The organism is Haloarcula vallismortis ATCC 29715, assembly GCF_000337775.1.
GTDB lineage: Archaea > Halobacteriota > Halobacteria > Halobacteriales > Haloarculaceae > Haloarcula > Haloarcula vallismortis.
This window is the reverse complement of sequence record NZ_AOLQ01000015.1, coordinates 24,331-47,910: the sequence shown is the minus strand read 5'-3', so window position 1 is coordinate 47,910 and position 23,580 is coordinate 24,331. Positions and strand designations below refer to the sequence as shown.

General features: G+C 52.6%; 18 protein-coding genes. 6 read left to right on the top strand and 12 right to left on the bottom strand.

Going from position 1 to position 23,580, the window contains the following annotated elements; genetic code table 11:
* Positions 1-9: 9 nt before the first annotated feature.
* From C437_RS05055 to C437_RS05040, 4 genes are all read right to left on the bottom strand, one after another.
* Entirely contained in the window at positions 10-393 is a 384-nt protein-coding gene (locus C437_RS05055) for a hypothetical protein (RefSeq protein WP_004515818.1), read from the bottom strand.
* Entirely contained in the window at positions 390-1,235 is an 846-nt protein-coding gene (locus C437_RS05050; protein WP_004515817.1) for a ParA family protein, read from the bottom strand. Before C437_RS05050 ends, C437_RS05055 begins: the two co-directional genes overlap by 4 nt.
* Positions 1,236-1,341: 106 nt before the next feature.
* Positions 1,342-2,577 carry a tyrosine-type recombinase/integrase gene (locus tag C437_RS05045; protein WP_049919621.1) on the bottom strand — a complete coding sequence of 412 codons (1,236 nt, stop codon included), beginning with the start codon at positions 2,575-2,577 and terminating at the stop codon, positions 1,342-1,344.
* A 586-nt stretch (positions 2,578-3,163) separates the two neighbouring features.
* Complete coding sequence (locus tag C437_RS05040; protein WP_004515815.1) at positions 3,164-3,601, bottom strand: hypothetical protein; 438 nt, start codon at positions 3,599-3,601, stop codon at positions 3,164-3,166.
* Positions 3,602-4,861: 1,260 nt separating this feature from the next.
* On the opposite strand from C437_RS05040, the gene C437_RS05035 reads away from it, so the two are divergent.
* Positions 4,862-5,518, top strand: a complete 657-nt coding sequence (locus C437_RS05035) for a lactate utilization protein (protein WP_004515814.1) — start codon at positions 4,862-4,864, stop codon at positions 5,516-5,518.
* Positions 5,519-5,772: 254 nt separating this feature from the next.
* Here C437_RS05035 and C437_RS05030 read toward each other — a convergent pair whose 3' ends face one another.
* From C437_RS05030 to C437_RS05020, 3 genes are all read right to left on the bottom strand, one after another.
* Entirely contained in the window at positions 5,773-6,369 is a 597-nt protein-coding gene (locus C437_RS05030) for a TetR/AcrR family transcriptional regulator (RefSeq protein ID WP_049919627.1), read from the bottom strand.
* A 144-nt stretch (positions 6,370-6,513) separates the two neighbouring features.
* Complete coding sequence (locus C437_RS05025) at positions 6,514-9,006, bottom strand: efflux RND transporter permease subunit (RefSeq protein WP_004515812.1); 2,493 nt, start codon at positions 9,004-9,006, stop codon at positions 6,514-6,516.
* 27 nt (positions 9,007-9,033) lie between these two features.
* Positions 9,034-10,968: a COG1361 S-layer family protein gene (locus C437_RS05020; RefSeq protein ID WP_004515811.1), complete on the bottom strand. Its 1,935-nt coding sequence runs from the start codon at positions 10,966-10,968 to the stop codon at positions 9,034-9,036.
* A 486-nt stretch (positions 10,969-11,454) separates the two neighbouring features.
* Here C437_RS05020 and C437_RS05015 point away from each other — a divergent pair, with 486 nt between their 5' ends.
* A complete protein-coding gene (locus C437_RS05015; protein ID WP_004515810.1) occupies positions 11,455-12,054 on the top strand; it encodes a TetR/AcrR family transcriptional regulator in 600 nt (199 codons plus the stop codon).
* Between the two features lie 27 nt (positions 12,055-12,081).
* On the opposite strand, the gene C437_RS05010 is transcribed toward C437_RS05015, so the two are convergent.
* Positions 12,082-12,672: a hypothetical protein gene (locus tag C437_RS05010; RefSeq protein ID WP_004515809.1), complete on the bottom strand. Its 591-nt coding sequence runs from the start codon at positions 12,670-12,672 to the stop codon at positions 12,082-12,084.
* A gap of 374 nt (positions 12,673-13,046) precedes the next feature.
* Here C437_RS05010 and C437_RS05005 point away from each other — a divergent pair, with 374 nt between their 5' ends.
* A complete protein-coding gene (locus C437_RS05005) occupies positions 13,047-13,409 on the top strand; it encodes a HalOD1 output domain-containing protein (RefSeq protein ID WP_004515808.1) in 363 nt (120 codons plus the stop codon).
* 551 nt (positions 13,410-13,960) lie between these two features.
* Here the strand turns inward: C437_RS05005 and C437_RS05000 are convergent.
* Entirely contained in the window at positions 13,961-15,205 is a 1,245-nt protein-coding gene (locus tag C437_RS05000) for a Cdc6/Cdc18 family protein (RefSeq protein ID WP_004515807.1), read from the bottom strand.
* Between the two features lie 999 nt (positions 15,206-16,204).
* Between C437_RS05000 and C437_RS04995 the strand changes: the two genes are divergently transcribed.
* Positions 16,205-16,420, top strand: a complete 216-nt coding sequence (locus C437_RS04995) for a hypothetical protein (RefSeq protein WP_004515806.1) — start codon at positions 16,205-16,207, stop codon at positions 16,418-16,420.
* Positions 16,421-16,736: 316 nt separating this feature from the next.
* On the opposite strand, the gene C437_RS04990 is transcribed toward C437_RS04995, so the two are convergent.
* Together C437_RS04990 and gfo6 are read right to left on the bottom strand one after the other, a co-directional pair.
* The gene (locus tag C437_RS04990; RefSeq protein WP_049919619.1) at positions 16,737-17,951 is read right to left on the bottom strand and encodes an ABC transporter substrate-binding protein; all 1,215 of its coding nucleotides are present in this window, start codon (positions 17,949-17,951) and stop codon (positions 16,737-16,739) included.
* Between the two features lie 900 nt (positions 17,952-18,851).
* Positions 18,852-19,922, bottom strand: coding sequence for a D-xylose 1-dehydrogenase Gfo6 (gene gfo6 / locus C437_RS04985; RefSeq protein WP_004515804.1), 1,071 nt, complete (start codon positions 19,920-19,922; stop codon positions 18,852-18,854).
* Between the two features lie 711 nt (positions 19,923-20,633).
* Between gfo6 and C437_RS19750 the strand changes: the two genes are divergently transcribed.
* Positions 20,634-21,779 carry an alpha-D-ribose 1-methylphosphonate 5-triphosphate diphosphatase gene (locus tag C437_RS19750; protein WP_004515803.1) on the top strand — a complete coding sequence of 382 codons (1,146 nt, stop codon included), beginning with the start codon at positions 20,634-20,636 and terminating at the stop codon, positions 21,777-21,779.
* A 58-nt stretch (positions 21,780-21,837) separates the two neighbouring features.
* Here the strand turns inward: C437_RS19750 and C437_RS04975 are convergent, their stop codons facing one another.
* Positions 21,838-22,473 carry a DUF7344 domain-containing protein gene (locus tag C437_RS04975; protein WP_004515802.1) on the bottom strand — a complete coding sequence of 212 codons (636 nt, stop codon included), beginning with the start codon at positions 22,471-22,473 and terminating at the stop codon, positions 21,838-21,840.
* Between the two features lie 791 nt (positions 22,474-23,264).
* Between C437_RS04975 and C437_RS04970 the strand changes: the two genes are divergently transcribed.
* The gene (locus C437_RS04970) at positions 23,265-23,546 is read left to right on the top strand and encodes a winged helix-turn-helix domain-containing protein (RefSeq protein ID WP_004515801.1); all 282 of its coding nucleotides are present in this window, start codon (positions 23,265-23,267) and stop codon (positions 23,544-23,546) included.
* Positions 23,547-23,580 lie beyond the last annotated feature (34 nt).

Below are 23,580 nucleotides of genomic sequence, written 5' to 3'. Positions count from 1 at the left end.
AACAGGATATTAGCGGGAACCGGTTGACTGCTCCCAGTCGTACCCCCACTCACGGAGCTTTTCTGCAACAAGATCCGGATTATCCATGGCGACGACGAGGGCGGCCTCTAGTGCGTCTGTCTTGTACACATCTTCGCCGACTGCGTCTTCTAGGTTGCGGAGAAAAGTGGACTCCCGTTCCTCGACCTCAGGCCGAATAAAGATCGGGCGTTGTTTGCGATCCTGCTTGACAGAGTCCCGCCGGAATTTGTATGGGATATCGGGTTGAGTCGCAGTTTCTACGGTAGTGGATTCGCGTTCAGCAGCCGCCACCCCATCCTGTTGGTCGTCTGATTCCGGCTCCGTATCTGTGTCCGCCTCTGCAAACGGATCGTCGCCTGAGCCGGACTTCATGCTGTTGCCTCCTGTTCCCGAGTCTGCCGGAGGTGTGCCGCCAGACTTTCGAACTGCTCCAGCGTTTCAATTTCATAATCACGTTCCCGACTCCGGTGTTCTTCGATGTATTTGAACGCCGAGCACTGTTTGCGCCAGCACCCTTCAAGCAAGGACGTTCGCTCACGGAACACGACGGGGATATCATACGACTCCGCACGGAGCCGTTTGAGCATCTCTTCTTGATCGTTGGTCCCTTTGAATCGGTTCGGTACAGCGGCTAACACACCAACATTGATGTCTAGCGTGTCTTCGAGTCCGGTGACAAGGTCTGCAAGGCCCTGGACGGACTGCTGACCCTTCCCGCTCGGTTCGAACGGAATGACGAGGTTTCGTGTCGCATGCAACGCGTTGTACAGTTTCACGTCCGCGGTTGCCGGCGGATCGATAATGACAGTGTCATACTCTGCTGGAACGCCTGCATCTTTTAACACACGAAGGAGCTGGACATTCGGGTTCCAGTTTTCACCGAAATCCGCTGCTTCTTCCTCACGCCGCCGCAGATGCTTCGAGAGGACTTCTAAAGAGTTGTGTGCAGGGAGAACATCGACACCCTCAGAAGTTTCAATGAGATCAGCAAACGGCCCCCGCGACCGTTCGACGAGATGTCGAACTAAACTGTCGGCCTCTGAGTCCGTTCGACGGTCCGCGACATCAAACAGGAACGAAAGGCTTCCCTCCTGTGGATCCATGTCGATTGCCAGTACGTTATGACCAGCGCGGGCGTCAGCAACGGCGAGGTTCGCCGCCATTGTTGTCTTGCCGACACCCCCGGCCTCGCTATACACGGTGTAGGTCAGCATACCGTATCGGATTCGCCCCACAGATATAAAGATTAGTCAGACGGTATAGCTATGCAGTATAGCCATATCAGTGACCGTGCAAAGATTCTATTCCGAGAAATCGAGGTTACTCCGCGAACAACCCCGCGAGCGTCTCGCGCATCTCCGCCCGCCTGTGAGACCGAGCTTCAGCCTCGGAAAGGTAGTTATCGAGCACAACTTGAGCGGACGCCGAGCCCTGCTCGGCCGCAACATCTTCAAACCGGTCCGCAACTCTCCTAACAGCAGCGCCATACGTAGTATACCAGAACCGGCGGCCGGTTTTCGGCGTCGGCGTGTCGCCGTCAACGGTGACGTCTGCGGTGTCGGCCACTGACTTGAACCGACGACGGACAGTTTCGGCAGTTAGATGACCGCTATCTGCGGATGCAGAAGGAAGAAGATACCCGCTCCACTCTGGATCGGTAAGCGCCTCGATACGCCGCTCTACTGTCTCCAGACCGGCCATCAGAGCCACAGTTCCGGGACCATTTTTCCGCTCGCCGTCGCCGAATTCTATGTACGGATGGGAGTCACCATCCGGATCAAGGTTGAGCTGTCGGATGTGTAGCGATGCGACCTCACTCGGCCGCAATCCCCATCCACAACATGCGACCACGATGAATCTGTCGCGAAGCTCAGTCGCCGCTGCATACAGGCGCTGGACAGCGTCTCTATCGAGTGCTTTGTTGTCCCAGGACGGAGTCGTATCCCACCCGAACCGGATTTCAAGATCAGCGAGCGGATTGTACGCGGCATTGCCGAACATCACGAGGTGCTTGTAGAACTGCCGTGTGTCCTGAACGTATTTACGCCGGGACGCAAGCGTCGTCATGGTCTCGTCTAGTTGATCAAGTGCGTCAAAGGTCGCTGCAACCCGATCCATTTCTGCAACGCGTTCATCAGGGTTCTCCAGTGGTGCAAGCAGATCTTTTGTATCGTGGATATTGGTATATACTTTTGCGTAGCGACGCAAAATCGCCCGCCGTGTGTCGATAGTCGCGTCAGCGCGCCCCCGTCGAGTTGAAAGTTCGGCGAGGTACCCCTCGATGGCTCGCTGTGTCTTCTCGGAGAGGAACTCGAAAGATCCTGATTGAGTCGGTGCTTCAGGGACCCCGATCTCGTCGTAGAACTGTCCCGGAGACAGGTCGAACCGGCGTTGGAGATGCTTGACGAATCCTGGAAACTGCTCGTTCAGCCATGCGTATGTGGGAGTTTCAGCAATTGGGTCGAGGTCGTCGTCTTTCATCGTCGGCACGACGGTTCCACGATAGAATGCCTCGCAGTCGGCCAGATCCATTGTGGAGTAGCGAGTTTGGGTCATTGATTTGAGTGTGCAATTGGGTAACCCACGGACGGTTCCGGCTGGGTAGTCTGCACTGTCTAAATTTCGTACGTAGCGTATTTCCGTCGCGCTACTAATAATTTGTCTTGTGTTGTTTTCTGCATGAGAAACCCATAACAAGACAGATACGGGGAGTTGTCGAAGTATACAGTATAAATGGTATGTCGATATATCGAATTTTATCTCGCACCGGCTCGATACAAGTGCTCCCCATCGGTTTTCCCAGTCACAGACAGTGCAACCATCAGCCCGGCAATAGTTCAGAATATGCGGTGTAGCACACTCAAAACCACATTCTACGGAAGAATTAGATATGATTTACGGACAGCTCATCTGACAGCCATTTCTTCAATATCCTTTGAAAGCACTGTGAGCAAGAGATAGGAACCACAGTAGCAACACATTTCGAGCAGATCTAGGTTCCCACAGCTGTTACCGCCGACTGTAAATCTATACGGATTCGCGACATGGAACGAGAACCATCGTCCAATGACCACACTTAGCGTTGTGGAACAACGCTCGGTAGTTTTGAGATGTACTTTAGTTTGGAACCGAGCCCGTTTTATCACTCATCGTGACCGAACTCTTGACAGCCGAATCTCTCTCTGTTTTCTGGTTGTGCACAGAGGTAATCAAGCCGTTTTTTCATTTCAGATCGCGACATACCCGCTTGATTTTCTCGGGACTTCGCGAGTCGGGCTTGACTGGCATTCAGCATTTTTTCTTTCCTTTCCAGTTCCGAGACAAGTGTGTCCACGTCCTCGTTACGTGTTTCTAACTGTTCGTCGAGCGCTTCAGCACGGGCTTTTGCTGCCCGTCGGTCTTCTTCAGTCTCGTTCAGTTGTTCACGTAACTCCTCGTTTTCAGCGCGAAGGGCTTCGTTTGCTGTCTGTACGTCCTGTGCAGAATCCTGGAATGCAACCGTTGTCCCGACTACCCCACTGGTGGCAACGACAGTGGCGATGATTAGCCAGGAACTGATGTTACGTGCAAAGGTGCTCACCGGCGAGCCACCTCTGCTGTAACCGGTGCACTGTACTGGTGTCTCTCCCGGTGTAGCAGTACCGGGGGTTGACTCGTCATGCTCCAGATTGCTGGGGATGTGCTACTAATCGTAGTTCCTAGTTAGTTACGTTTGGACAGCAGTAAATCACCAATCGTGACTAGTACCAGTATGGAGACTGGCTGAACTCGCCGATAATACAGCACCCTTCAGTCGGTTGGTATATTTTCGGTGCATAGCCGATTAGTTTTAGTGGCTCCCAGGTTTGGATTGCGTGTCCCCACTACCCGACTGTTCAGGCTTGAGATAGGGATGCCGCTGCAGCCGAAATATTTCGCCAACTGAGCGAGGACCCGGTGGACATCGGCATTGGCGCAATCACGCAGTGGCTGGTGATGCCTGCCGCTGCGTAGAGCTGTTTGTCCCCCTTGATCTTACAGATGCTATCGGGACGGGCCGAATCCAGTTGCTGCCGCGTTTGTTGGGATCGCATTCCGGCCTGCGCATTTGAACTGGGCCAGCAGAGCAGCGGACTGGCCGCTGTGCTCGCGAAAACCTCGTCTAAGTCCGCAGCTGTGCTCATTCCCGCATTGCTCAGTGTCCGGTACAACGTCACGGCGCCGGTGCTAGCGGGTTGCTTTAGCTGGCAGGACAACGGGCGGAAATCCACTGCGGTGGTACCGGGCGACGACTAAACTCGGTTTCTCGCCGTACCCAGTTTTCGGTGTCGTCAGGCACAGTATCCGCCTACGTCCGGCATACCCTCCATATGCGTCACCGGCGGTTGCCAACGCTGAACGAGTGCCGGCATTGCGGACAGTAATAAATAGTCGTACGTCCGGTGTTCGAAACGTCCCAGTCTCCCCCGATCATGCCACTCTCGAAATCACAGTCCGGACAGAACAGTACCATCTTCGAGGGTGTCCCGAGAGCGTCTGTAGTTTCCTCACGAGCCATTTGCATTGATAGCATAATATGATCAATGGAGGGAAATATATGCTACCCCCCGGTTTTCAGCAATTGATATCAGAGTCGACAATCGGAGAGCACATGTTGCTTCCGAAGAGAGACGTATCCGGTCGCATCGGGGCGGACAAAAGCTGAATCTTGGATAGCGGGTTTCACGGAGAGCTCGTCGACACATTGCGTCTTAACTGAAAATGGGGTATCACCGGTGTAACTACCTGACACCGGTGTCCGCGAGCACTTTTGTAGTAGCTGGATCTTCGTATTAATGCTGTTACACTCATACAACGCAATATGTCTCAACAGAAATCAGATTACGCGGACGACGCAGATATCGACGAGTCGCTGGACGAACTGGCATCCGAAGACACCATCGAAGAGACCGTCGAAAACCTAGAAGCAAACGGATTCGATGTCGTCGTCGTTGACTCAGCCGGTGATGCCCTCACGGAACTGAAGTCACTTATTCCGGCGGAGGCGTCTGTAATGAACGGCCACTCGACGACGCTCGAAGAGATCGGCTTCGTCGAATACCTGAGCGAGGGGGACCACGAGTGGGAGAGCCTTCCCGACCAAATCTGGAGTATCGACGACGACGCAAAACGCCAGGCTGCTCGTCGAGAGTCACAGACAGCCGATTACTTCCTCGGTGGCATCAACGGCATCTCCCAGACCGGCGAACTCGTCGCGGCGGACCGTTCGGGGAGCCGCATCGGTGCGTATCCGTTCGCGGCCAGTAACGTCGTCATTGTCAGTGGCGTGAACAAGATCGTGCCGACGCTCGAAGACGCGCTCGACCGACTGGAAACCGTCGCGTACCCGCTGGAAAACGAGCGTGCCAAGGAGGCCTACGGCGTCGACTCTGCAATCGCTAAACAACTCATTCTCCGTCAGGAACTCGAAGACGGTCGCACTACCGTTGTCCTCATCCGCGAACACCTCGGCTACTAACTGGCCTGCAATCAAAGGCTGGACGCCGATCATCGGTTCCAGTCTACTACTGTCGGCTGTACGTCTGTCAAGACCGATACCATCCCGAGTGCCAAATATCTTACAATAGGGATAGCCGACAGTATAAGCACGCTATCGAAAAACCGCGATTGAGTGCATTTCTTTTCTCCTCACTCCAGCAAAATTAATTTATCGGACGGCGTAATTCAAGCCGTACGATAGAGAGAGTTCGGCAAGGACCAAACCGACAGGAGCTACGAAATCAAATGCGAATCGATATATGAGGAAAGGGACGATTTCGCTGCTACCGTTGCGGCCTCACGATTGGTTGTGAGGCGGCTATACATCGTCCCTTTAATCGTTGCCAGAATGTACTCGGCCACGTGTGCCGGGTCCGCCGCACGAAACACGTTTGCGTCTATGCCTCGACGAACAGTTTTTTCGATGATTGTGGAGAGTCGAGCATCGATCTCGGTGAACTGCTCACGAAACACCTCTTGCTCCAGCGCTTGCGGGGAGAGTGTAACTAGGATGCTGTGAAGCTGGCGTTTCTCCTCAGTGAGGTCACACGGAAGGAGCGTCGTAATGATGTGGTTGAGGTCTTCTTTCGGATGGTCACCGATGCTCGTATTGATTGTCTCCTCAAACCGGTTAACGGTGAATCTGAGAAAGCGGAGTAGTAAGGCGTCTTTTGAATCGTAATAGTGGTAGATCGTTGATTTGGCCTTGTCGAGTTCGTCAGAGATAAGTGATATCGAAAGCTCAGCGTATCCACTGTTTACCAGCGCTCGATGGGTTGCGTGCATAATCTCTTCTTCAGTTGCACTTAGGCCGTCACTGTCTCTAGTCATACAGACAGTCGGCCTCCTGATTGTGGATTGGCCGACAGCACAGTGGGGCTTCTTCGAACTCTGCACCGGGGCAATCCTGACCAATCCGTTCAGTTTGCTCATCATGGGCCTCAGATGGACGGAAACCGAAACGAGCGGGCCGCATTAATTCATGCTCCCTGTTGTACGTGAGGAGAGCAGTGTCTCAAGCGTTCCACGACTGTGGTCCCAGATGACAATCGATGTCGGGAGAGCCAGTATGGACGCAATGAACGAATAGAGGACGCTGAGGGCAATCAACAGTCCAAACTGGCCCAGGATGGGGACAACCGCGAGGACGAGTACCCCGGTTCCAGATGTTGTGGTGACCATACTGCCCGCCAGCGCGCCACCGGTTCCGCGGACACTAATGTCGAGTGCTTCAAGCAAGCCGGTGTCGCCGCGGTACTCCTCGGAGAATCGATGCACGAGGTGGGCGGAGTAATCGATACCAAGCCCGATGCCGATTGATAGCGTCGTTCCGGTAAGGACGTTGAACGGGATATCCAGATATCGCATTGTCGCAGCCAAGGCGGCGATAGTGAGCAGTATCGGCACCAGATTCGCAGCCCCCAGCCCGGGACGTCTTTCAAGTAGCCAGTAAGCAAAGAACAGGAACGCTGCAGACGCGAGGATCGCGAGGCCTAAGCTGATGTACGCTGACTCGGCGATAACGTCAGAGACCGCTTTCAGGACTACAACGCTACCAGTCGCGGTCGCCTCCATCCGGAACTCATCCGCAACGGCTCTCGTATCATCTGTTACTTCCTGCTGACTCGCATCAGACTCGACAGAATACACGATGCGCGTTCGCGTGTAGTCGTCAGTCATGTACGACGCCGCACGGTCACCGTACGGTGACTCATACAGCGCGTTGTAGATGGTCGGGAGATTCTGGTCAGGGACACCGTTACCGTTCTGGTCGTTCTGTGCGACGAGTTGCCGGAACTCCGGCGAAGCACGCTCGTACCGGTTGATAACAGTGAGGATGCTTGTCGTATCTGCACTCCCCTCAGCTGTAACAAAGGAGTCGGGCGGGTCCTGATTCGCTCGGTGAATCTCCTCGAGCGCCGTTCCGTCCTGTAACGACCCTTCGACGTATATCGTTACTGTGTCACTCTCGCCGCTCTCGAACGTGTCTTCGAGATAATTTATCTGCTTCGTGACTGTGTACTCGCTTGGAGCCACAGCTTCCGGCAGAACCTCAACGTATTCAGGATTCTCTTCCGGTGGCAGGAAATCCTCCGTAGTGAACCGGGTATCAATCCCAGTTCCATACGCCCCCAAAGCCGCAGTAGACACCAGTATGAGGGCAAAGAATATGTACGGAGCTCGACGGGCGATTGTCACACCGACAGTTAGCGACTTCCCGACCGCGGAGTCCTCAGAGCCAATCGGGGCGATGCTGAATTCAGGGAGGTCGTATCGCACACGCTGGCGATCCATGAAGTGCTTGAACGACGGGAGGAAGATACCGAAGATGAGGAACGTAAATATGATGCCGACGCTGGCCACGAAGCCGAGATCGCGGATTGGACCGAGTTGGCTGGTCCCGTTTGCGGCGAATCCCAGCACTGTCGTTCCTGTCACAATGAAAAACGCCGGGAGCAACTGGTCGGTTGCGGTCCGCATTGCAGGCGTCGGTTCGATTCCTTCGACCCGCTCTTCGCGGTATCGGTTTACAGCGTGAATCCCGAAGTCAATCCCGATTGCGAGAAGCAACGGCGGGACTGTGATCAGCATCTGCGTGAAGGGGATACTGGCCCATCCCATGAACCCGAATGTCCAGATAATTGCCATCGCAAGGGAGACGAGGCCAATCAACAGATCAAACGGGTCTCGGTATGCGATAATAAGGAAGAACAGTATCAGGACCACGGCGGCTGGGACCACGAGCCCCAGCGAATCGGAGATAACACTGTTCAGCTCTGCAGAGATGAGTCCACTGCCGAAGACAGAGATATCACCGTCAACCGAACTGACAATGAACTCCGCTTCCTGTTGAATGGGTGTCAGTGGTGATGACCCCTCTGTCCCAGCACTGCTTGACACACCCGAAACTTCGTGTGTAACAGTTGTCAGAGTTGCAGAGGCCGACGGCGCTTCTCGGTTTAGGTCGTTGCTGAGCAGCCCTGCAACTTCCGGCTGGCGCTCAAGCGTCGTTCTGGTGGCCGATTTAATCTCCGTCTGTGAGGCTGCTTCCACAGTGTCGATTTGTTCAGGCAGTGTGTCCGCGTCCGGGTCAAGTGTCTGGGCGACGGCCTGTGCGACACTCGTCGTTCCGACAACGTCCTGTGATTCGCGCTGCGTAAGCCGGTTCTGCGCTTTCAGCATGTTGAGGATGGCCGGCTTCGACAGGACGTTCTGGTCCTTTTGAATAAGTGTCGTAGAGCCAGTCCCTTCACCGAACGGTTCGCGCTCGAAGTTGTCATTGACCTCGTCGAACGCTTCCTGTGCAGGAACGCCGTCAGTGAACTGTGATGTCCCTGAGTCGGTCGCAGTCATGCCGAACCCCGCCGACAGAATGAGGGTTGTGACGATGAACACGGCGACGACTGTCTTGTCACGGTTAACAATCCAATCGTCTAGTACGTCGATATATTTCTGATAATCTAACATTGTGACATATACGTTAGCCTCGGACGGTTACTGTCGCCTGTACCAGACCACGCCGCCGACAACGGCAAGGAGTCCAATGCCACCGACCAACCACAGTGGCGTCCCTCCGCTTCCGGACTGGTCACTGACTTCTATCGGGAGACTGTAGGTGTCAGAAACCCGTTTCTCCCCATCAGGCGTCTCATACTGGAAGTCCAGATTGAGCGGATACGTCTTATCCAGCGCATCGCTCCCCGCCGAAAGCTGGACGGAGACCGTTTCCGACTCTCCGGGTTCCAGTGCAGCGATGAACGTTTCATCGTCACTACTGCTGAGCGGGTCATTGACGAACGCCTTCCCTTCGATGCTTGTCAGCGTCTTGTCCTTTGTGTTGGTTATCGTAAACGTGACCGACCGGGCCTGTCCCACACCAAGCGACGAATTTTGCATCTCGATGTCGAATTCGTCCTGACTACCAGCCACTTCGGAGCGGATTTCGAGTGTGTCCGCTCCGACCCTGTCACCGTTGTCGTCGCGGTAGCTCACGCCGAAGTCAAATTGCCGAGCGCCTGCCTCTGCACTGTTGGACACATCAACGCCGAAGCTGAAGTTGGCTGATTCGCCCGCAGCGAGATCTCCAACAGCATACTGTGACTCTTTTGGCGACAGTGTCGACTGCTGGCCTTCCCATCTGATAACGACGTTCTCGACGTCACGTGTTCCAGTGTTTGTAAGAGTTGCACTCAATGAGCCGTCTTCGCCGGCCTGAAGCGACGTATCAATGTTTGACACATCGAAGTTCTGTTCAGGCGCAGGAGTGAGGCTTAATTGCACATCATCATATGTGCTGGTATCGCCTTCCTGGTCGTCATACTGCACGCTGGCCGACAGCGCGTAGCTTCGGTCCTCGGCATCGGGGCTCGCCGTTGTGTCGACGCGGACGGTCCGGACTTCCCCAGGTTCCCATGCCCCCACGTAGGCGGTTGTGGAAGAACTCTTTCCAAACGTTATATCAGCATTCTGTGAAACAAACGTGACAGATGCGTCGTCAACAGTCAACGGGCCCGTGTTGCGGAGTTGCACCTCATATGTGCCTGTGTTACTGACCGCGACAGAACTGCTTGAATTGACGACCGAGAACCGCTGTTCCGGGTCAGGTGCGACCGCGATGGATTGTGCTACAGACTGTGTTCGGAGGCCCTCTTCGTTATCAAATGCGGCCGAGAGCTCAAATCCGTACGGCTCTGGCTCCGCAGCTTCAGTAGAACTCACACGATAATTGAACGTCCTGACTTCTCCCGGTTCCCACTTATCAACGAACCTCGAAGTGGCAGCGCCGCCGCTCACTGTGAGGTCCTGATTCTGTGATTCCAGCGTTACCGCAGCGTCCCGTGCGGCGTTATTTCCAGTGTTTTCGACGCTAACTGCCACCGTGCCTGTGGAGCCGACACGTGCATTCGAATCAATATCGGTCACATTGAACGTGGCATCGTTGGTGACATCGATTTCAACGTCGACAGTGCGAGTGTTCTCGTTCTCGTCTCGTGCCCCCGTATCTTCGGCGATGAAGCTTGCGTGCTTATACCGCAATTTCAGTTGTGCTTCGTGTGTTCCAGAGTCCGCGTCTTCGTCCACGCTGATATCAAACGGGACTGTCACCTTTGGGCCGACTTGGAGAGTCCCGAGGCTTCGCTTCGAGTTCTTGACTGATATTGGCGCGTCGCCAGAGCTAAGTGACACAGTGAGTCCTTTGGCAGCGGTTACCTCGCTGTTTAACGCCGGATTTCGAGCAGAGCCACTTTGCAAGTCCCCGGTGTTGACCAGTGAAATTTCTATGGTCTTTTGTTCGCCCGGAGCGACAGTGTCGTCTTCAATCGTTGCCACGATATCGGGGCTCCCAACGACCGCAGCGGTGGCCGTTCCGCTGGTAACGGTAATCCCGACTACAGCTAGAAGTAGCAGTTTATACTTTGTAGAGGCCATGTTACTTGAGCAGCCGTTCAAACCGCGTCTCGTTGCTAGCGACATTCCGTCTCTGAATTCTTCGTTTGTGAGTAGCCATTTCGTGATGTTGACTAAACGTTCAATCACATATAGCACTTTCGTATCTTCCGGGACCAAGCGGAAGCAGATGTGTCAGTCAAAGCTACTACTACTTCTCGATCCATCGATGATAACACAGGCTCTACGAATATTATGCAATATTAGTGGGCTGTGGCAGCAGAGCGATGTATCTACGAGGACAATGAACGTGAGGACAATCCGCTGCATTCCGTTGAGATAGTTTACCACAATACCCTTAAGTATATTGAATGTTTAGTCAACAGTATAGTTATCTGCAATCGCACCTGCTACTCAGTTCAGTGATAGAAAATACAACCCAAAGTGGTCTTATGTTCGACAACGAGAGGCGTGAAACCGTGAGCCATTTGAACCGTAGCAGACAAGCAGGAAACGGTCGACGCAAAGATGACTAACGAGATATCCTTTTTCCAGAACCCAGATGGAACTCGCGAGGAGATCCTTGAAGCGACATTCTATGCATTACGTCAGCACGGGTACGCGGATCTGACTATTTCAAAAATCGGGGATGAATTCGGGAAGAGTCAGTCGCTCATCTATCATCATTACGATGATAAGGACGAGTTGTTGGTAGATCTTCTCGATTATATGCTGGAGCAGGTCGAAAATCAGGTTCCACTTCCCAACCAATCTCCTGAGGAGTATATCGAGATAATCGTCGATGAAATATTCGGCACCAGCAGCAACAGTGATGTCGAGTTTTCGCAGGCCGTAATTGAATTGCGAGCGCAAGCAGCACACGACGACGATTACAACCGCCTCTTTCGCAGGAGTGATGATTTCATTCGAAAACAGATCGCCCGTGTCATCCAATCGGGTGTTGATGCAGGCGCATTTGATGTTGAAGACCCATCCCAGACAGCCGCACTGTTCCACACCGTTTTAGTCGGTATTCAGGCGGAACGGATTACCAGCGACGAGGAGACTATCGACGACGTGCGAACCGAATTTCGGCGGTATGTCGAGAAGTGTTTACTCTCCGAGTAGCCAGTCAAGTCAGGGCTTGCTGAGCGATTAACTGCCACCGTCAGTTGGCATGCCGCCACCGGACATCGATTGGCATTCTCCATCGGGTTTCTGGATCGGTTCAACTGAACCCCAAGAGTGGAAGTCCCACCGCATTGACTCGGCCTCAATACGTCGCGGATATCCGGAATCCGCGAGGATGTAGTATGTCACTGGCTCCTGGGAGCCGTCCTGAGAGATGTCATACACTAGTACTTCTTCACCATCAATGGTATCTCGGCCGACCGGCGTGATCTCCGGGTTTTCCTCCGGTTGATTGGAGAACTGCCCCGGGTTAACCTCGTCGCGGTCCATCCCCTGTTGCATCGTTCCTCGGAGACACTTCCCTCCAGCTACAGTATACGTCTTGTTGCCGAGGTAGTACATTTCCATCGTTTGTCCCTGCTGGTCGAAAGACCAGTACATATCCCCTTGATAGAAACGACCGGTCATCTCGATAGTCCGTCCCTCGGACTGCATCGTGACTGTCATCGCATACGATTCCGGGAACCGTGTGACCTGGCCGAACTGTGTCGACCTGTCACCAGTCCCACTACCCGTCGATGTATCTGTAGCGGTTGTCTCATCTTGTTCAGACATGGGTTCGGCGCCGCCACCACTCTCTGTTTTGCCTGCCTCACTGTTTTGATCGCCACTGCAACCGGCAAAGACAGTTGCTCCCGCGCACACGCCCCCGAGTAACTCCCGTCTGGATAATTGGTGCATGGAGATGGACACCTCAACAGTCAAATACTATCCGCTGGTGCATGACTATTGTTATCACATATTCTAATGTGGTTATCAACATATTTGTCCGGGATGTGTGGATTGGTCGATGTGGTTGTAGTATAGCTATTTAGTATAGTTCATCAAAACAGCCATTATTCTAGCAAAGGGTAGATCAGCTCCAGTACTCAATATGCCCGAATATTCATACATGTGCTATATGTACGTTCCAGCTGTTTACTAGTTAAATGACTGACGAGAGCCAAACCAAGGAAGCTGATAGGGATACGAGCCAATCTGTGGCACCGGATAGCACTCTAACCGAAGTTTGGTACGACCCAACCAGCGAGCAAGAGCTGGCTGTAGTCATTGTTCAGGCCATCGCCGATCAGACAGACAGAGAGGCAAAACCGTATCGTGGCTTGCCGATGCATGACTACATTGACATCGACGCGATTGAGACACTGCTATTCGGTACGCAGCCAAACCAGTCGACCGGGCCAGCGACCCAGACCATAACGTTTCAGTATCAAAACATTCTGGTGACAGTTCGCGCTGACGGACTGATTCAGCTGTCAGCCGTTGACAACAATTGTAGAAGACAGAGCTAATCGTGGGGGACAGGAAATCTCGTCCGGCCCGGTAGTTTCTCTGTCTGTACTTCGTGAGACGTCCACTCTGATTAGCCGACACCTGAACACCAGACATACCTACTGTCGAACAGCCGCCAGGTCAAAGTTATAATAAACGTATTCGATTGTTTCAGGAGACCTCACAAGCGTATTTGTTGGGCCGTGTCGGAAGGCTTCATCAGATGTAAGGCCCAATCCAAGAGACGTTCGGGATGATCGCTAATTTTTCGAACAAGCAATTATCTGACGCAAAAAACTACTTCCCGCAGATCCACTACGGGAGATAGTGCTATATGTGTATCAGTCACATTTTCATTCTCAGAAGTAATATCCATGAGCTTCACCACAAGTATCATCGCAGCAAAAGAAATGGTGGCTCTAATAGACACCACCGTGTCCGGAGTTCTACGCGGTATTGGAGAGAATAACGGAGGCCCTGACCGTCGGCGATAACACCACTCTGTCCGCTGTTCTATATCCTGAAAACCGCCCCGAACCGGCTGATTTTGACACCACGATGTCCGCCGTTCCTAAGTGGACTGAAAGTCCGAGAGCGTCGCTTCGTTGTCAACGAGGTTAGCAACGGATTTGTGAATTCCAACATCATCAACAGTCTTTTCAAGTGCTGCGAGAATCATTTCCGGGTCCATCTCGAGAGAGTACTCACGATAAGTTCCCCCGCGGCGTCCCTCGTTCCGCTCGATTGCCGAAATGATGCCTAACATCGACAGTTCGCCGAGATGGTCACGCATCCGGCGTGGCACAAGCGGATCGATGCCTGCCTTCTCGGCGAAGTTTGTGTATCGAGGTCTGATGTCTCGTGTCCGGGCCGGTGTCTTCCCTTCCTGGTCAAGCGTTACCATTGCGTACACGACCAGATGACCGTGTTGGGTCAGTCCCGAAATGCCTTCCTGAATCCGACCGCGTTCGAGAACGTCGCGTGCCTCTCGAACAAGGTCTTCCGAGATCGTGTCTGTGGCTTTGTCGCGGGCCAGGTCACCCGTTTTCATGAGCAGGTCAAGTGACTGACGCGCGTCGCCGGCGTCTTTCGCGCCGTAGGCAGCGCACAGTTCAATGACGCCGTCTTCGAGAACGCCGTCGTGAAATGCTACGTCAGCGCGTTGTTGCAGGATCTGTATCAACTCCTTGGCGTCGTATGCGGGGAACTGGATTTCCTCTTCACAGAGTGAACTCTTGACTTTCGGGGACAGGTCATCCCGAAAAGAGAAATCGTTCGAGATACCGATGATGCCGATCTTCGCAGAACTCAAGTTATCATTCGCTCGCGCACGCGGAAGTTGATAGAGAATACTATCGTCCTCGATGTGGTCGACCTCGTCAAGAACGATGTAAATAGTGCCACCACAGGAGTCAAGTTCGGTCCAGAGCATGTCATACACCGTTGCCCGGGGGTACCCGGTGGTACTTATCTGGCTCGTTTCGTCCCTGAATTCATTGACGAGGCGAGTGGCTATCTGATAGCTGCTGGAAAGCCCGTCGCAGTTCAGCATCTTCACCGTAAGGTCGATGTCCTCGTACTTCGCCGCGTCCTCTTCCAGATGGTCGATAAGGTACCGCGTGCCCGCCGTTTTTCCGACTCCTGTTTTTCCGTACAGGAAAATGTTGTTCGGCTGTTCGCCGTTGATAACGGGCTGGAGAGCCGCCCGGTATCTGTTCAGTTCAGTGTCGCGCCCGACGAGATTTGCGGGCTGGTAGTCCTCTCGGAGGGCGTCCCGGTCCAGGTATATCTCGGTATCGCGTTCGAACATCCCCATAGTTGTTACCTGACGTATTGGAATGATACCATATAAAACCACCCCTGTCCGCAGTGTCCGGAGTGTCCGCTGTTCTTTTGCTTATAAGTGATTGCGGGGACCCTCCCACCCCACTATGTCCGCAGTAACTAGAGAGAGGAGGGAGGGGGAGGAAATGTGACTATGTATGAGAGAAAGGTTTATTATAATATAATGAGAGCTAGACCGTAATGCAGTTTGGCAGCTGTAGCAGAACAGGCTACAGTAGTACATAATATTGGAAATCCCACATATTGTGTTGATCCACTCTCCTAACGGTCGGATATTCCTTCAATTCTTGCCCCTTACTCACCCCCTCCTTGACTGTCTTCGAAGAACAGCGGACAAAGTGGGGTGGGAGTGGTCTCACCCACCAGTGGCACGGTTTCGCTCGGTCAGTCCCTCTGCAGTTGATTCCACGATCTGTCCCGCCTCCAAACACACCGCAATGTCCGCTGTTCTAGACGGGAACGACGGAGAACAGCGGACATTGTGGTGTGGGTTGGATTTGGCCACAGTTAGAACACCACGATGTCCGCTGTTCTAACAGTGCTTGAGAGAACAGAACCGGATTACTGCGGACACTATGGTGTTCTCTGCTCGACTGTCGCCCAACCTACTCTGTAAGACGCCACGATGTCCGCAGTAATCGCATAGAAGAAGGGTTCTAAAACGGTGATACTGCAGACATAGTGGTGTTACGGTATCGACCTGACAGTGGTGTGTAGCTCCAGACTCATACTGGGAATCGAATATCTTGTTTTTGACCAGCCCAAAATCTGGAAGCGATATATCTCGATTAGGCGGCTCTAACGAACATGGCACGGAACACTGATACTCCGATGGGATCGACGGACAGAGACCGCGTGTCCGATACACTCTCGAGACGGGTTCCTCTTCCAGATATTGCTTTCAGCCTTACCTGCTGGAAACACGACGGGGACTACGGATAAATTCAGGAGCCTATTTTTCGCGGGACTGGTGGTCCTCTGGGTCAACCGAACGAACGTCGGGCCGAACGCCGGCGAAGATACGCTGGGGCGCAATGCCTCGAACGTCATTGTCGTCGATGACCCCGACAACGACACGTACTTTGTCGCTGTCGAACTCGCTGAGTTGGACTATCGGAGCGGTACCCCGGTTCACGACGGTGACGCCGACGAAATAACAGCCGGCTTCTCCGTCCCGGAGCGATAGGTCTGGTCGACTCCGCCGACAGCGTCGAAGATACCTACGAAACCACCGACCGCGACGCGACACTCACCACGGCCGACGGCTTCGTGACCACGCAGGCTGCCGCCGACCAGTCTGTCACGGGTACGACGACAGTCGCACCAGGGTCGGAATTCACGGTGAGGCTCGAACTGGAGAGCGACGCGGGAACCACCGATAGCTGGGCTTATGAGCCGTCAAAACAGCCACCATAGGCTGTTCGTGTAGCGTCGTTCACGAACGCTGTGCAGGGCGAGAAATCGTTCTCGGTCGGTGCAGTTTCTGATTCTCTCTGAGGGCCCTATCCGTTCGTTATTATTTCGGCGACGCGATCACGGTCGAAGAGCCGCTCGCCCGTCGGGATCTCGGGATATGGGGTCCCATCCTCGTAGGTTGGCCACTCGCCGAAGACGTCCGGGTACAGTTGTTTCGCGGTCATCTCTATCTGGAAGAGGTTCATAATCGGCCCTTGGTACCGCATCCCGTGTGCGTACACGCGGTCGTTCTTGACCGCTGAAAGCTCTTGGCCGACGCTGTGTGACGTGAGAGACTCACGGACCGAGTCCATGTCGTACCGCGGCGTCATTCCCCAAAGGTGGAGAATCACGTCAGGGTCCGCCTCCAGCATTGTTTCGTAGCCGACCGAACCCCACAGACCGTCCCACGTTTCATCCATGAAAGCGTCGTCGGCTTCGAGCGGACGCGTGTCGGCGAGCCAGAATCCTGGGTGGTTGATGTGATACGTCCAGAACTGGCCGTCGCCAAGTGTAACCCGAACTGCCGTCGGCCGATCCTCCTCCGGCGGAAGGTTCGTCTGAATGGTTTCGATGAGTTCCTCATGAACGGCCCTGAGCTGTTCATACCGCTCCCGCTCTCGAAACACAGTTGCGACATGACTGAAAAGCTCCCACAGTGTGTAATACTGGTAGTCCTCACTGTATGGTTCCTGCGGGTCAGCGTGTGTTCCGCTGTAAAAATTTCCAAAAAAGGGTCCGATGTTGTCGGTAACTTCCTCGATATCGGTCACATCCCAGTTCTCTTGTGTGATCGCCCATGCCGGGTCAAGGAAGTGAATGTCACTATCGAGGCTGTAGAAGAATTCCTTGCTGAAATTATCGTAGGGATTTGGGAGATTTTCCCAATCAAAAGAGACAACAGAAAGTCGCTTATAGTAGTTGTTCATCGATGGTCCAGCCATCTCTGGCACAAACATCGAATTGACCGCGTCACCGTGGTTAAGCGCAACTAACATGTCTGCATACTGATTGTACATCGTGAAAGCGTTCTCCGGGACGGAGTCAAACTTGACTTTCCCGACAGGAGAAAGTGAGGTAGTGTAGGAGCCACTATCCGATGAAGTCGATCTGTCTGTGCCATTATTGTTCGATGTAGCTGTACTGGTCGGTTCGGCACCGTTACCGGAACAGCCAGCAACAATAGCAGTGCCGAGGACCAAGCCACTACCAGAGAGGTAGTTGCGGCGGGTGAGACCATCTGAATCAGCTGTTTTATCCATGCTTTAGGTTGGCCTAATGTGCGGTATATGACTTTCGGATTACCCAGGTATCTGTGGCGTGTGTTGACCAACGGATCCCGTTGGAATTCTGTATGATCTTCATAGTCACACAGTAGGGCTCTGAAAACGCTCTTCGGGACCAAGTCAACATTGAACGTTCTCTGTTAACAGGAAGTTTGCCGATGACGACCGAACGGTCGGCCGTGCATCAGCAGTGCCAGGTATCTCACGACAGGTCGTGTTCTCATTGACGGTGTCTTCTGACTTGTTTGCGGCGCGAGCGACTGACTGCGCTATCACTGCAGTGGATCTCGATCAGTATTGTTCTGTAGCGAAAATATGAACACAGGATTCACACGTATATAGAAAATATAAGACAGGATATTATACTTCTATCTGCATACTCACGTTTGATAATATAAGACCGTGCTTGTAGTTCCAAATAATGTCAAACAAAACTTGGATGCTCTTAGATGGTAAAACATAGCCAAATTTAATTGTATATCGAATCCGGCGAGTCCAACCAGTAGGCTGTCATTTAGAATTAAAATACCCGATACCACTTGCCGCCGCTGGTGCCTCGGTCTGCTGGCACCCTCTATAACAGATGTACGGATGTTATTACTTTCATCTATAGGCCACACATTTTTAACCGGCAGCTAGTGCGATGACCTGTAAACCCTCGTAGCGACTCTTGGCTTGCCGTACCTCGAAAAGGTGAGATTCAATTCTAGTCGGTGGGTGGTGTAGGACCATTCATCTAGAATCTAATTCGAAATGTATACTCTGATAGTGCTGCATTCACTTTTCACTGAGGTAACAAAACAGCCGCTATTCGTATCGGATTGAGTCCCGAGCAAACGAACTTGAGGTAAGAGTGGAAAAACTCGAACGACTTAGTTACAACTCGACAATTTCACCGTTCTCCGCAGCTTGGTGAATTGCCCGGATAACCCGCATATCTTGGAGACCATGGCGGCCGTCCGGAACAATATCAGCACCAGTCAGAACGCGGTCAGCGAAGTAATCGAACTCCTCCCGCATTTCATCTTCCGCGTCAAAACTGTCGTGTTCGACAGTTACTGTGGTCTCGTTTCGAGTCAGGTGGAGCTTCGCCTTCCCATGGAATGCTGGACGGAGGTCGATTTGCCCGTCGGTGCCAGTTATCTTTAGTTGCGTATCACTGTGGGCGTTCTGGCTATCGGTTGTGACCATTTTGATACCGTCTTCCAGCGCAAGCAGGGCACTAGAGCGCTCATCAGGCACATCTTCGAAAGCCTCGTCGTGAGAATCCATCCGTGATTGGACCGCCAGTGGTTCCCGGTTGAGCAAGAATCGAGTTGTGTTGATCGAGTAAATCCCCAAGTCCATCACTGAGGTTCCATACCCTGACAGATCCGGATCGAGCCGCCACTGGTCCATGGCCGGATTCATTTCAAGCAGCGGCTGGCTATTATTTCCATATACGGATACTGGCTCACCAATGAATCCGTCTTCGATGAGTTCCTTTGTGCGTCTGACAGCAGGGTCGGTCTGCATCCGATAGGCAATCATCAGCGGGACAGCGGCATCTTCACAGACCGCAACCATCTCTTCTGCCCGTCCGACTGTCGCCTCCATTGGTTTCTCACACAGGATCGCCTTGTTTAATTCCGCGGCTGTTTCGGCGTATTCCAGATGCAAGGCGTTCGGTGTCCCGATGTAGACAGCATCAAACGCGTCGGCAGCTACCCCGTCGTGGAACTCTTCGTAACTGATCCCGTGGTCGACACCATTTTCATCTGCAAGGCGTTTGGCCTTTTCCGAAGAGCTGCTGACGAACGTCGTGACCTCACCTAAATCAGAGTCCTGGATTGCGGGGAGTGCTAGATCGATTGTCCACCAGCCGAGGCCTAATAGTGCGAATCGAATGCTTCCCTCTGTGGTGGTTTGCCAGTCACGATCGTCATATGTGTCAATCCAATCTTTCATACAAAAGTGTTCCAAACGCTGGTGGGTAAAATCTTCGGGTTATGAACATGCAAACACCACCTCGGTGGTAGTTACACCTACCATCTCACAACAGCTTCAAGTCAACAGTTGCTTCTCGACTACGCTATCAGACAACGACTGATATGCTGGTGAGCAGGCTGGGTCGCTAGAATCGCTCACCATTCAGTACCGTAATATTGTTACAAACGACCTTGCTGTTTACGTAAGTGCTATTATACTCTTCCCAGCTATGGGAATAATAGGGAAAAATCACCGGTCAAACATACCCGTTCAGCCTGTTAACCCGGTGTTATAAAAGTAAGTGTAACCTAATAAATGTGAATACGTAAGAATTACTGTTACCTTGTCCACCCTGATATGATATTATATACATACAACTTAGAAACTATCAACCATTGATATGTTGATACTGTCCAGAATCTGTTGCGGATATTGATTTCTGCAGGCTGGATCGAAAACTCAGACCATGTTACACTGCTTGAGTGACCTGCGTTTGTTCTATGAGGTAACAGTGTGAGTGACAAGATGGTCTCAAATTATCCCGCCTGTGAAAAACCGCTGCTCCAACTGTCTATTACATATAAATATAAACTCTATATCCGACCGTGCCATAGCCGTAGCGAGCATATATTCATGACTTTCGACAGTGGAGGGTTACCACATTGACCATCTTACAGGGAATCACAGCACATGAGTGATAATGCAAACCAGACATCGATCTCGGGAGGAACTGTTGTTACGCCGACCACAGAAATAGAGAACGGGACGGTAACGTTCTCGGACGGGAAAATAGTCTCAGTGGAAGCAGAATCTAATGGTACTCACGATATTGATGCGACGGGAAAATACGTCCTGCCTGGACTGGTTGATCTCCACGGTGATGACATCGAACGCCATCTGTTTCCAAGAGCTGGCGAGCGCGTCGACACGACCATTGCTCTGGATCGGTGTGATATCGCTAATGCCAGCGCGGGAGTTACGACCAAGTATCATGCTATTTCCTTCGAAGACGTTCCAGATAATCACCGGAGCATCGAATTAGCCCGTCGTCTCGCCGAGCATATACGGGACTTCGACCACGAGACTGGTGCCCGGATTGATAACAGACTTCATATGCGGTGTGAACTGACCAACGAAGCGGCAGTTGACGCTGTCTCACAGGAAATCCGATCAGGGGGCGACCTCGTCTCCCTTGTCTCACACACCTCCGGACGGGGTCAGTTTGCCGGTGAAAATACACTTGCACAACGATATGACCGCCTCGATGAGGAATTGGAAACAAGCATTCAGGCCCTGGAAACACGCCGGGGAAGCGTCTCTGACACAGAAATAGTATCGCGTGCGCGAAAGATCACGGATTCAGCGAGCAGTAGAAATATACCGGTTGCCTCACACGACGATGAGACTGTTGCAAGTGTAAGTAACGCCGCTGCCATCGGGGTAGACATCAGCGAGTACCCGCTTTCCCACCGCATTGCGCAGCGTGCAACTGAGCTAAATCTGACTGTTGCGATGGGTGCGCCGAATGTGGTTCGCGGTGGAAGCTTGTGGGACGGGCCCGATGCGTCTCAGGCCATCAAAGACGGCGTTGTAGACATCCTTTGTAGCGACTTTCGGCCGCAATCACTGCTTAGATCCGTTTTCATTGAAAACCGTGACTCGCTGAAAGACCGGGTGTTGCGTGTTTCTACTGCACCAGCTGCTGCTGCCGGCTTATACGACCGGGGGCGGTTGGAGCGTGGGGCAAGAGCCGATATTATTATTATTGATCCGAACCCGGCTCCGTCGATAGTCCGAACATATGTTGCCGGCCAAGAAGTGTACTGTTCGGCATAGCTGACTTGGTGCACGTACGGCGTAAAACTAAGTGTGGAACCAATCTGGCTTTCTCGGGCTACTCGCTTTCTGACGCTTCCCGCTCTACAGACCAGTGATATACGGAACACGCACCTGCAACGCCTACGACCAGGGAGAACAGTCCCAGAACCATGCCCCCGGAGAGTGAGAAGGTGACAGAGGCGGCAAGGACCATCGCGCCCAGTATCGAAACAGCTGCGTAATACTGATACCATTGCCGATCACTCTTGTCATCCTCGGAGCGTTCGAGGTATTTCTCGAAGTCGTCGGCCATTTCGGTAAGGGTGATATGCCCACGGTCCTGATTGAAATTAACGACGCCGATATCGTCCATTTTCGGGAGATGGCACTGGTAAAGACCGACGTACACACGCTTGCGCTCACTTGATGTCAACGCATCAGTCGTAGTTTCGTTCTCGATGGCCGCGACGTGTTCTGCAAGCTCTCCAAGAGATACCTGCTCGCCTCGTTCCCGAAGAAAGTGAAGGACCTCTCTACGGCGACTGTTTTTCAGTACTTCAAATATAACATCTAGGGATGCATCAGAATCGCCCTGCTCTTGCGACGCCGCTTGGTCGGCACTGCTTTCCTTCCCCTCCGGCGCTGGGACAGATTCGTCGTTCAGTTTATTATCCGGTTCTGCTTCAGTTTGTGCGGTGTCTTTGACTCCCATATTTACCCACTTCCTGTGTGCTGCGACATCGTCCACCCGTCTGGAATCGCGCTCACACAGCCCCCCGGCTGTATTGACGGATTGTTACGCTGTCAGCCAGCATTTCAAATCAACATCACCTTGCCACTTAATACTTTGTTATGTAATTTATTAGACAATATTTCGATGGTTACCGGTAAGGGTAGTCCGTAGTTGCGTTGGTATCCTGGGAGTAACGGTGCTCTCCGAATTGGTCGTTGACGATCCACGGTAGGATGAAGCTTCGGTGTCCGCTGAGACACGACAAATACGCAAAACGACTATGATAATCGCTTAGACTCGGTAATATTGCGAATATACGCGATTGCTGCGTTATGATTACCCAAGATAAATAGTAGCGTATATTGACTGCTTCTGTGAGTCGTACAAGTAACGTAATCTTATAAACCCCAATTGAACAGCTAGCCACGCCGCTGAAATCACCATGCACATACAGGCTCTTCGGTGAAATTTCTCTATAGAAAGTCGTCAGGAATTGAAAATTTACCGGCTTCCCAGTTTTCTTTATTGGTAAATCACTGCTCATGGCTGAATGAGTCGGTGAAACGCACTATCCGCAGATCAGATGGAAGAACGACATTACTCACCATATACTCAGTATGCAGGATAATCAACCGGGATGGTGTATGTCTATGAAGCGAGACCAAGCGATACAAGCGAAACAATTAACCACAGGCACATGGAATATCACTGTACACGGGTCTGTATCCAAAGACAGTAGCTGGGACGCTCGTGCATACGAATAGAATACGATGGCAGACTTTGATCAGTGGGATGAAGTGAGCTACGTGATCAGTTCACGGTATCGAGTCGAGACGCTCCGCCGATTGTCAGAAGGCCCTGCGACACCGTCGTTAATCGCGGACGATAGAGAAATGAGCATTGCACATGTCTCACGCGCGTTGCAAGAGCTTCGTGAGTCAGAACTAGTTGATTTACTGGTTTCAGAGGATCGAAAGAAAGGTCGTGTGTACGATATCACGGAGAAGGGTGTCGATATTTGGGAAACAATTGAACGGAAGAACATGGCGTAACCGTCACGTCTCGATTTCAAACCAGCAAGATCGT

Bases quoted from the DNA above. Each gene is read 5' to 3' on its own strand.
- C437_RS05055 (WP_004515818.1), bottom strand. From the start codon at position 393: ATGAAGTCCGGCTCAGGCGACGATCCGTTTGCAGAGGCGGACACAGAT.
- C437_RS05050 (WP_004515817.1), bottom strand. From the start codon at position 1,235: ATGCTGACCTACACCGTGTATAGCGAGGCCGGGGGTGTCGGCAAGACA.
- C437_RS05045 (WP_049919621.1), bottom strand. From the start codon at position 2,577: ATGACCCAAACTCGCTACTCCACAATGGATCTGGCCGACTGCGAGGCA.
- C437_RS05035 (WP_004515814.1), top strand. From the start codon at position 4,862: ATGTCTCAACAGAAATCAGATTACGCGGACGACGCAGATATCGACGAG.
- C437_RS05030 (WP_049919627.1), bottom strand. From the start codon at position 6,369: ATGACTAGAGACAGTGACGGCCTAAGTGCAACTGAAGAAGAGATTATG.
- C437_RS05025 (WP_004515812.1), bottom strand. From the start codon at position 9,006: ATGTTAGATTATCAGAAATATATCGACGTACTAGACGATTGGATTGTT.
- C437_RS05020 (WP_004515811.1), bottom strand. From the start codon at position 10,968: ATGGCCTCTACAAAGTATAAACTGCTACTTCTAGCTGTAGTCGGGATT.
- C437_RS05015 (WP_004515810.1), top strand. From the start codon at position 11,455: ATGACTAACGAGATATCCTTTTTCCAGAACCCAGATGGAACTCGCGAG.
- C437_RS05010 (WP_004515809.1), bottom strand. From the start codon at position 12,672: ATGTCTGAACAAGATGAGACAACCGCTACAGATACATCGACGGGTAGT.
- C437_RS05005 (WP_004515808.1), top strand. From the start codon at position 13,047: ATGACTGACGAGAGCCAAACCAAGGAAGCTGATAGGGATACGAGCCAA.
- C437_RS05000 (WP_004515807.1), bottom strand. From the start codon at position 15,205: ATGGGGATGTTCGAACGCGATACCGAGATATACCTGGACCGGGACGCC.
- C437_RS04990 (WP_049919619.1), bottom strand. From the start codon at position 17,951: ATGGATAAAACAGCTGATTCAGATGGTCTCACCCGCCGCAACTACCTC.
- gfo6 (WP_004515804.1), bottom strand. From the start codon at position 19,922: ATGAAAGATTGGATTGACACATATGACGATCGTGACTGGCAAACCACC.
- C437_RS19750 (WP_004515803.1), top strand. From the start codon at position 20,634: ATGAGTGATAATGCAAACCAGACATCGATCTCGGGAGGAACTGTTGTT.
- C437_RS04975 (WP_004515802.1), bottom strand. From the start codon at position 22,473: ATGGGAGTCAAAGACACCGCACAAACTGAAGCAGAACCGGATAATAAA.
- C437_RS04970 (WP_004515801.1), top strand. From the start codon at position 23,265: ATGGCAGACTTTGATCAGTGGGATGAAGTGAGCTACGTGATCAGTTCA.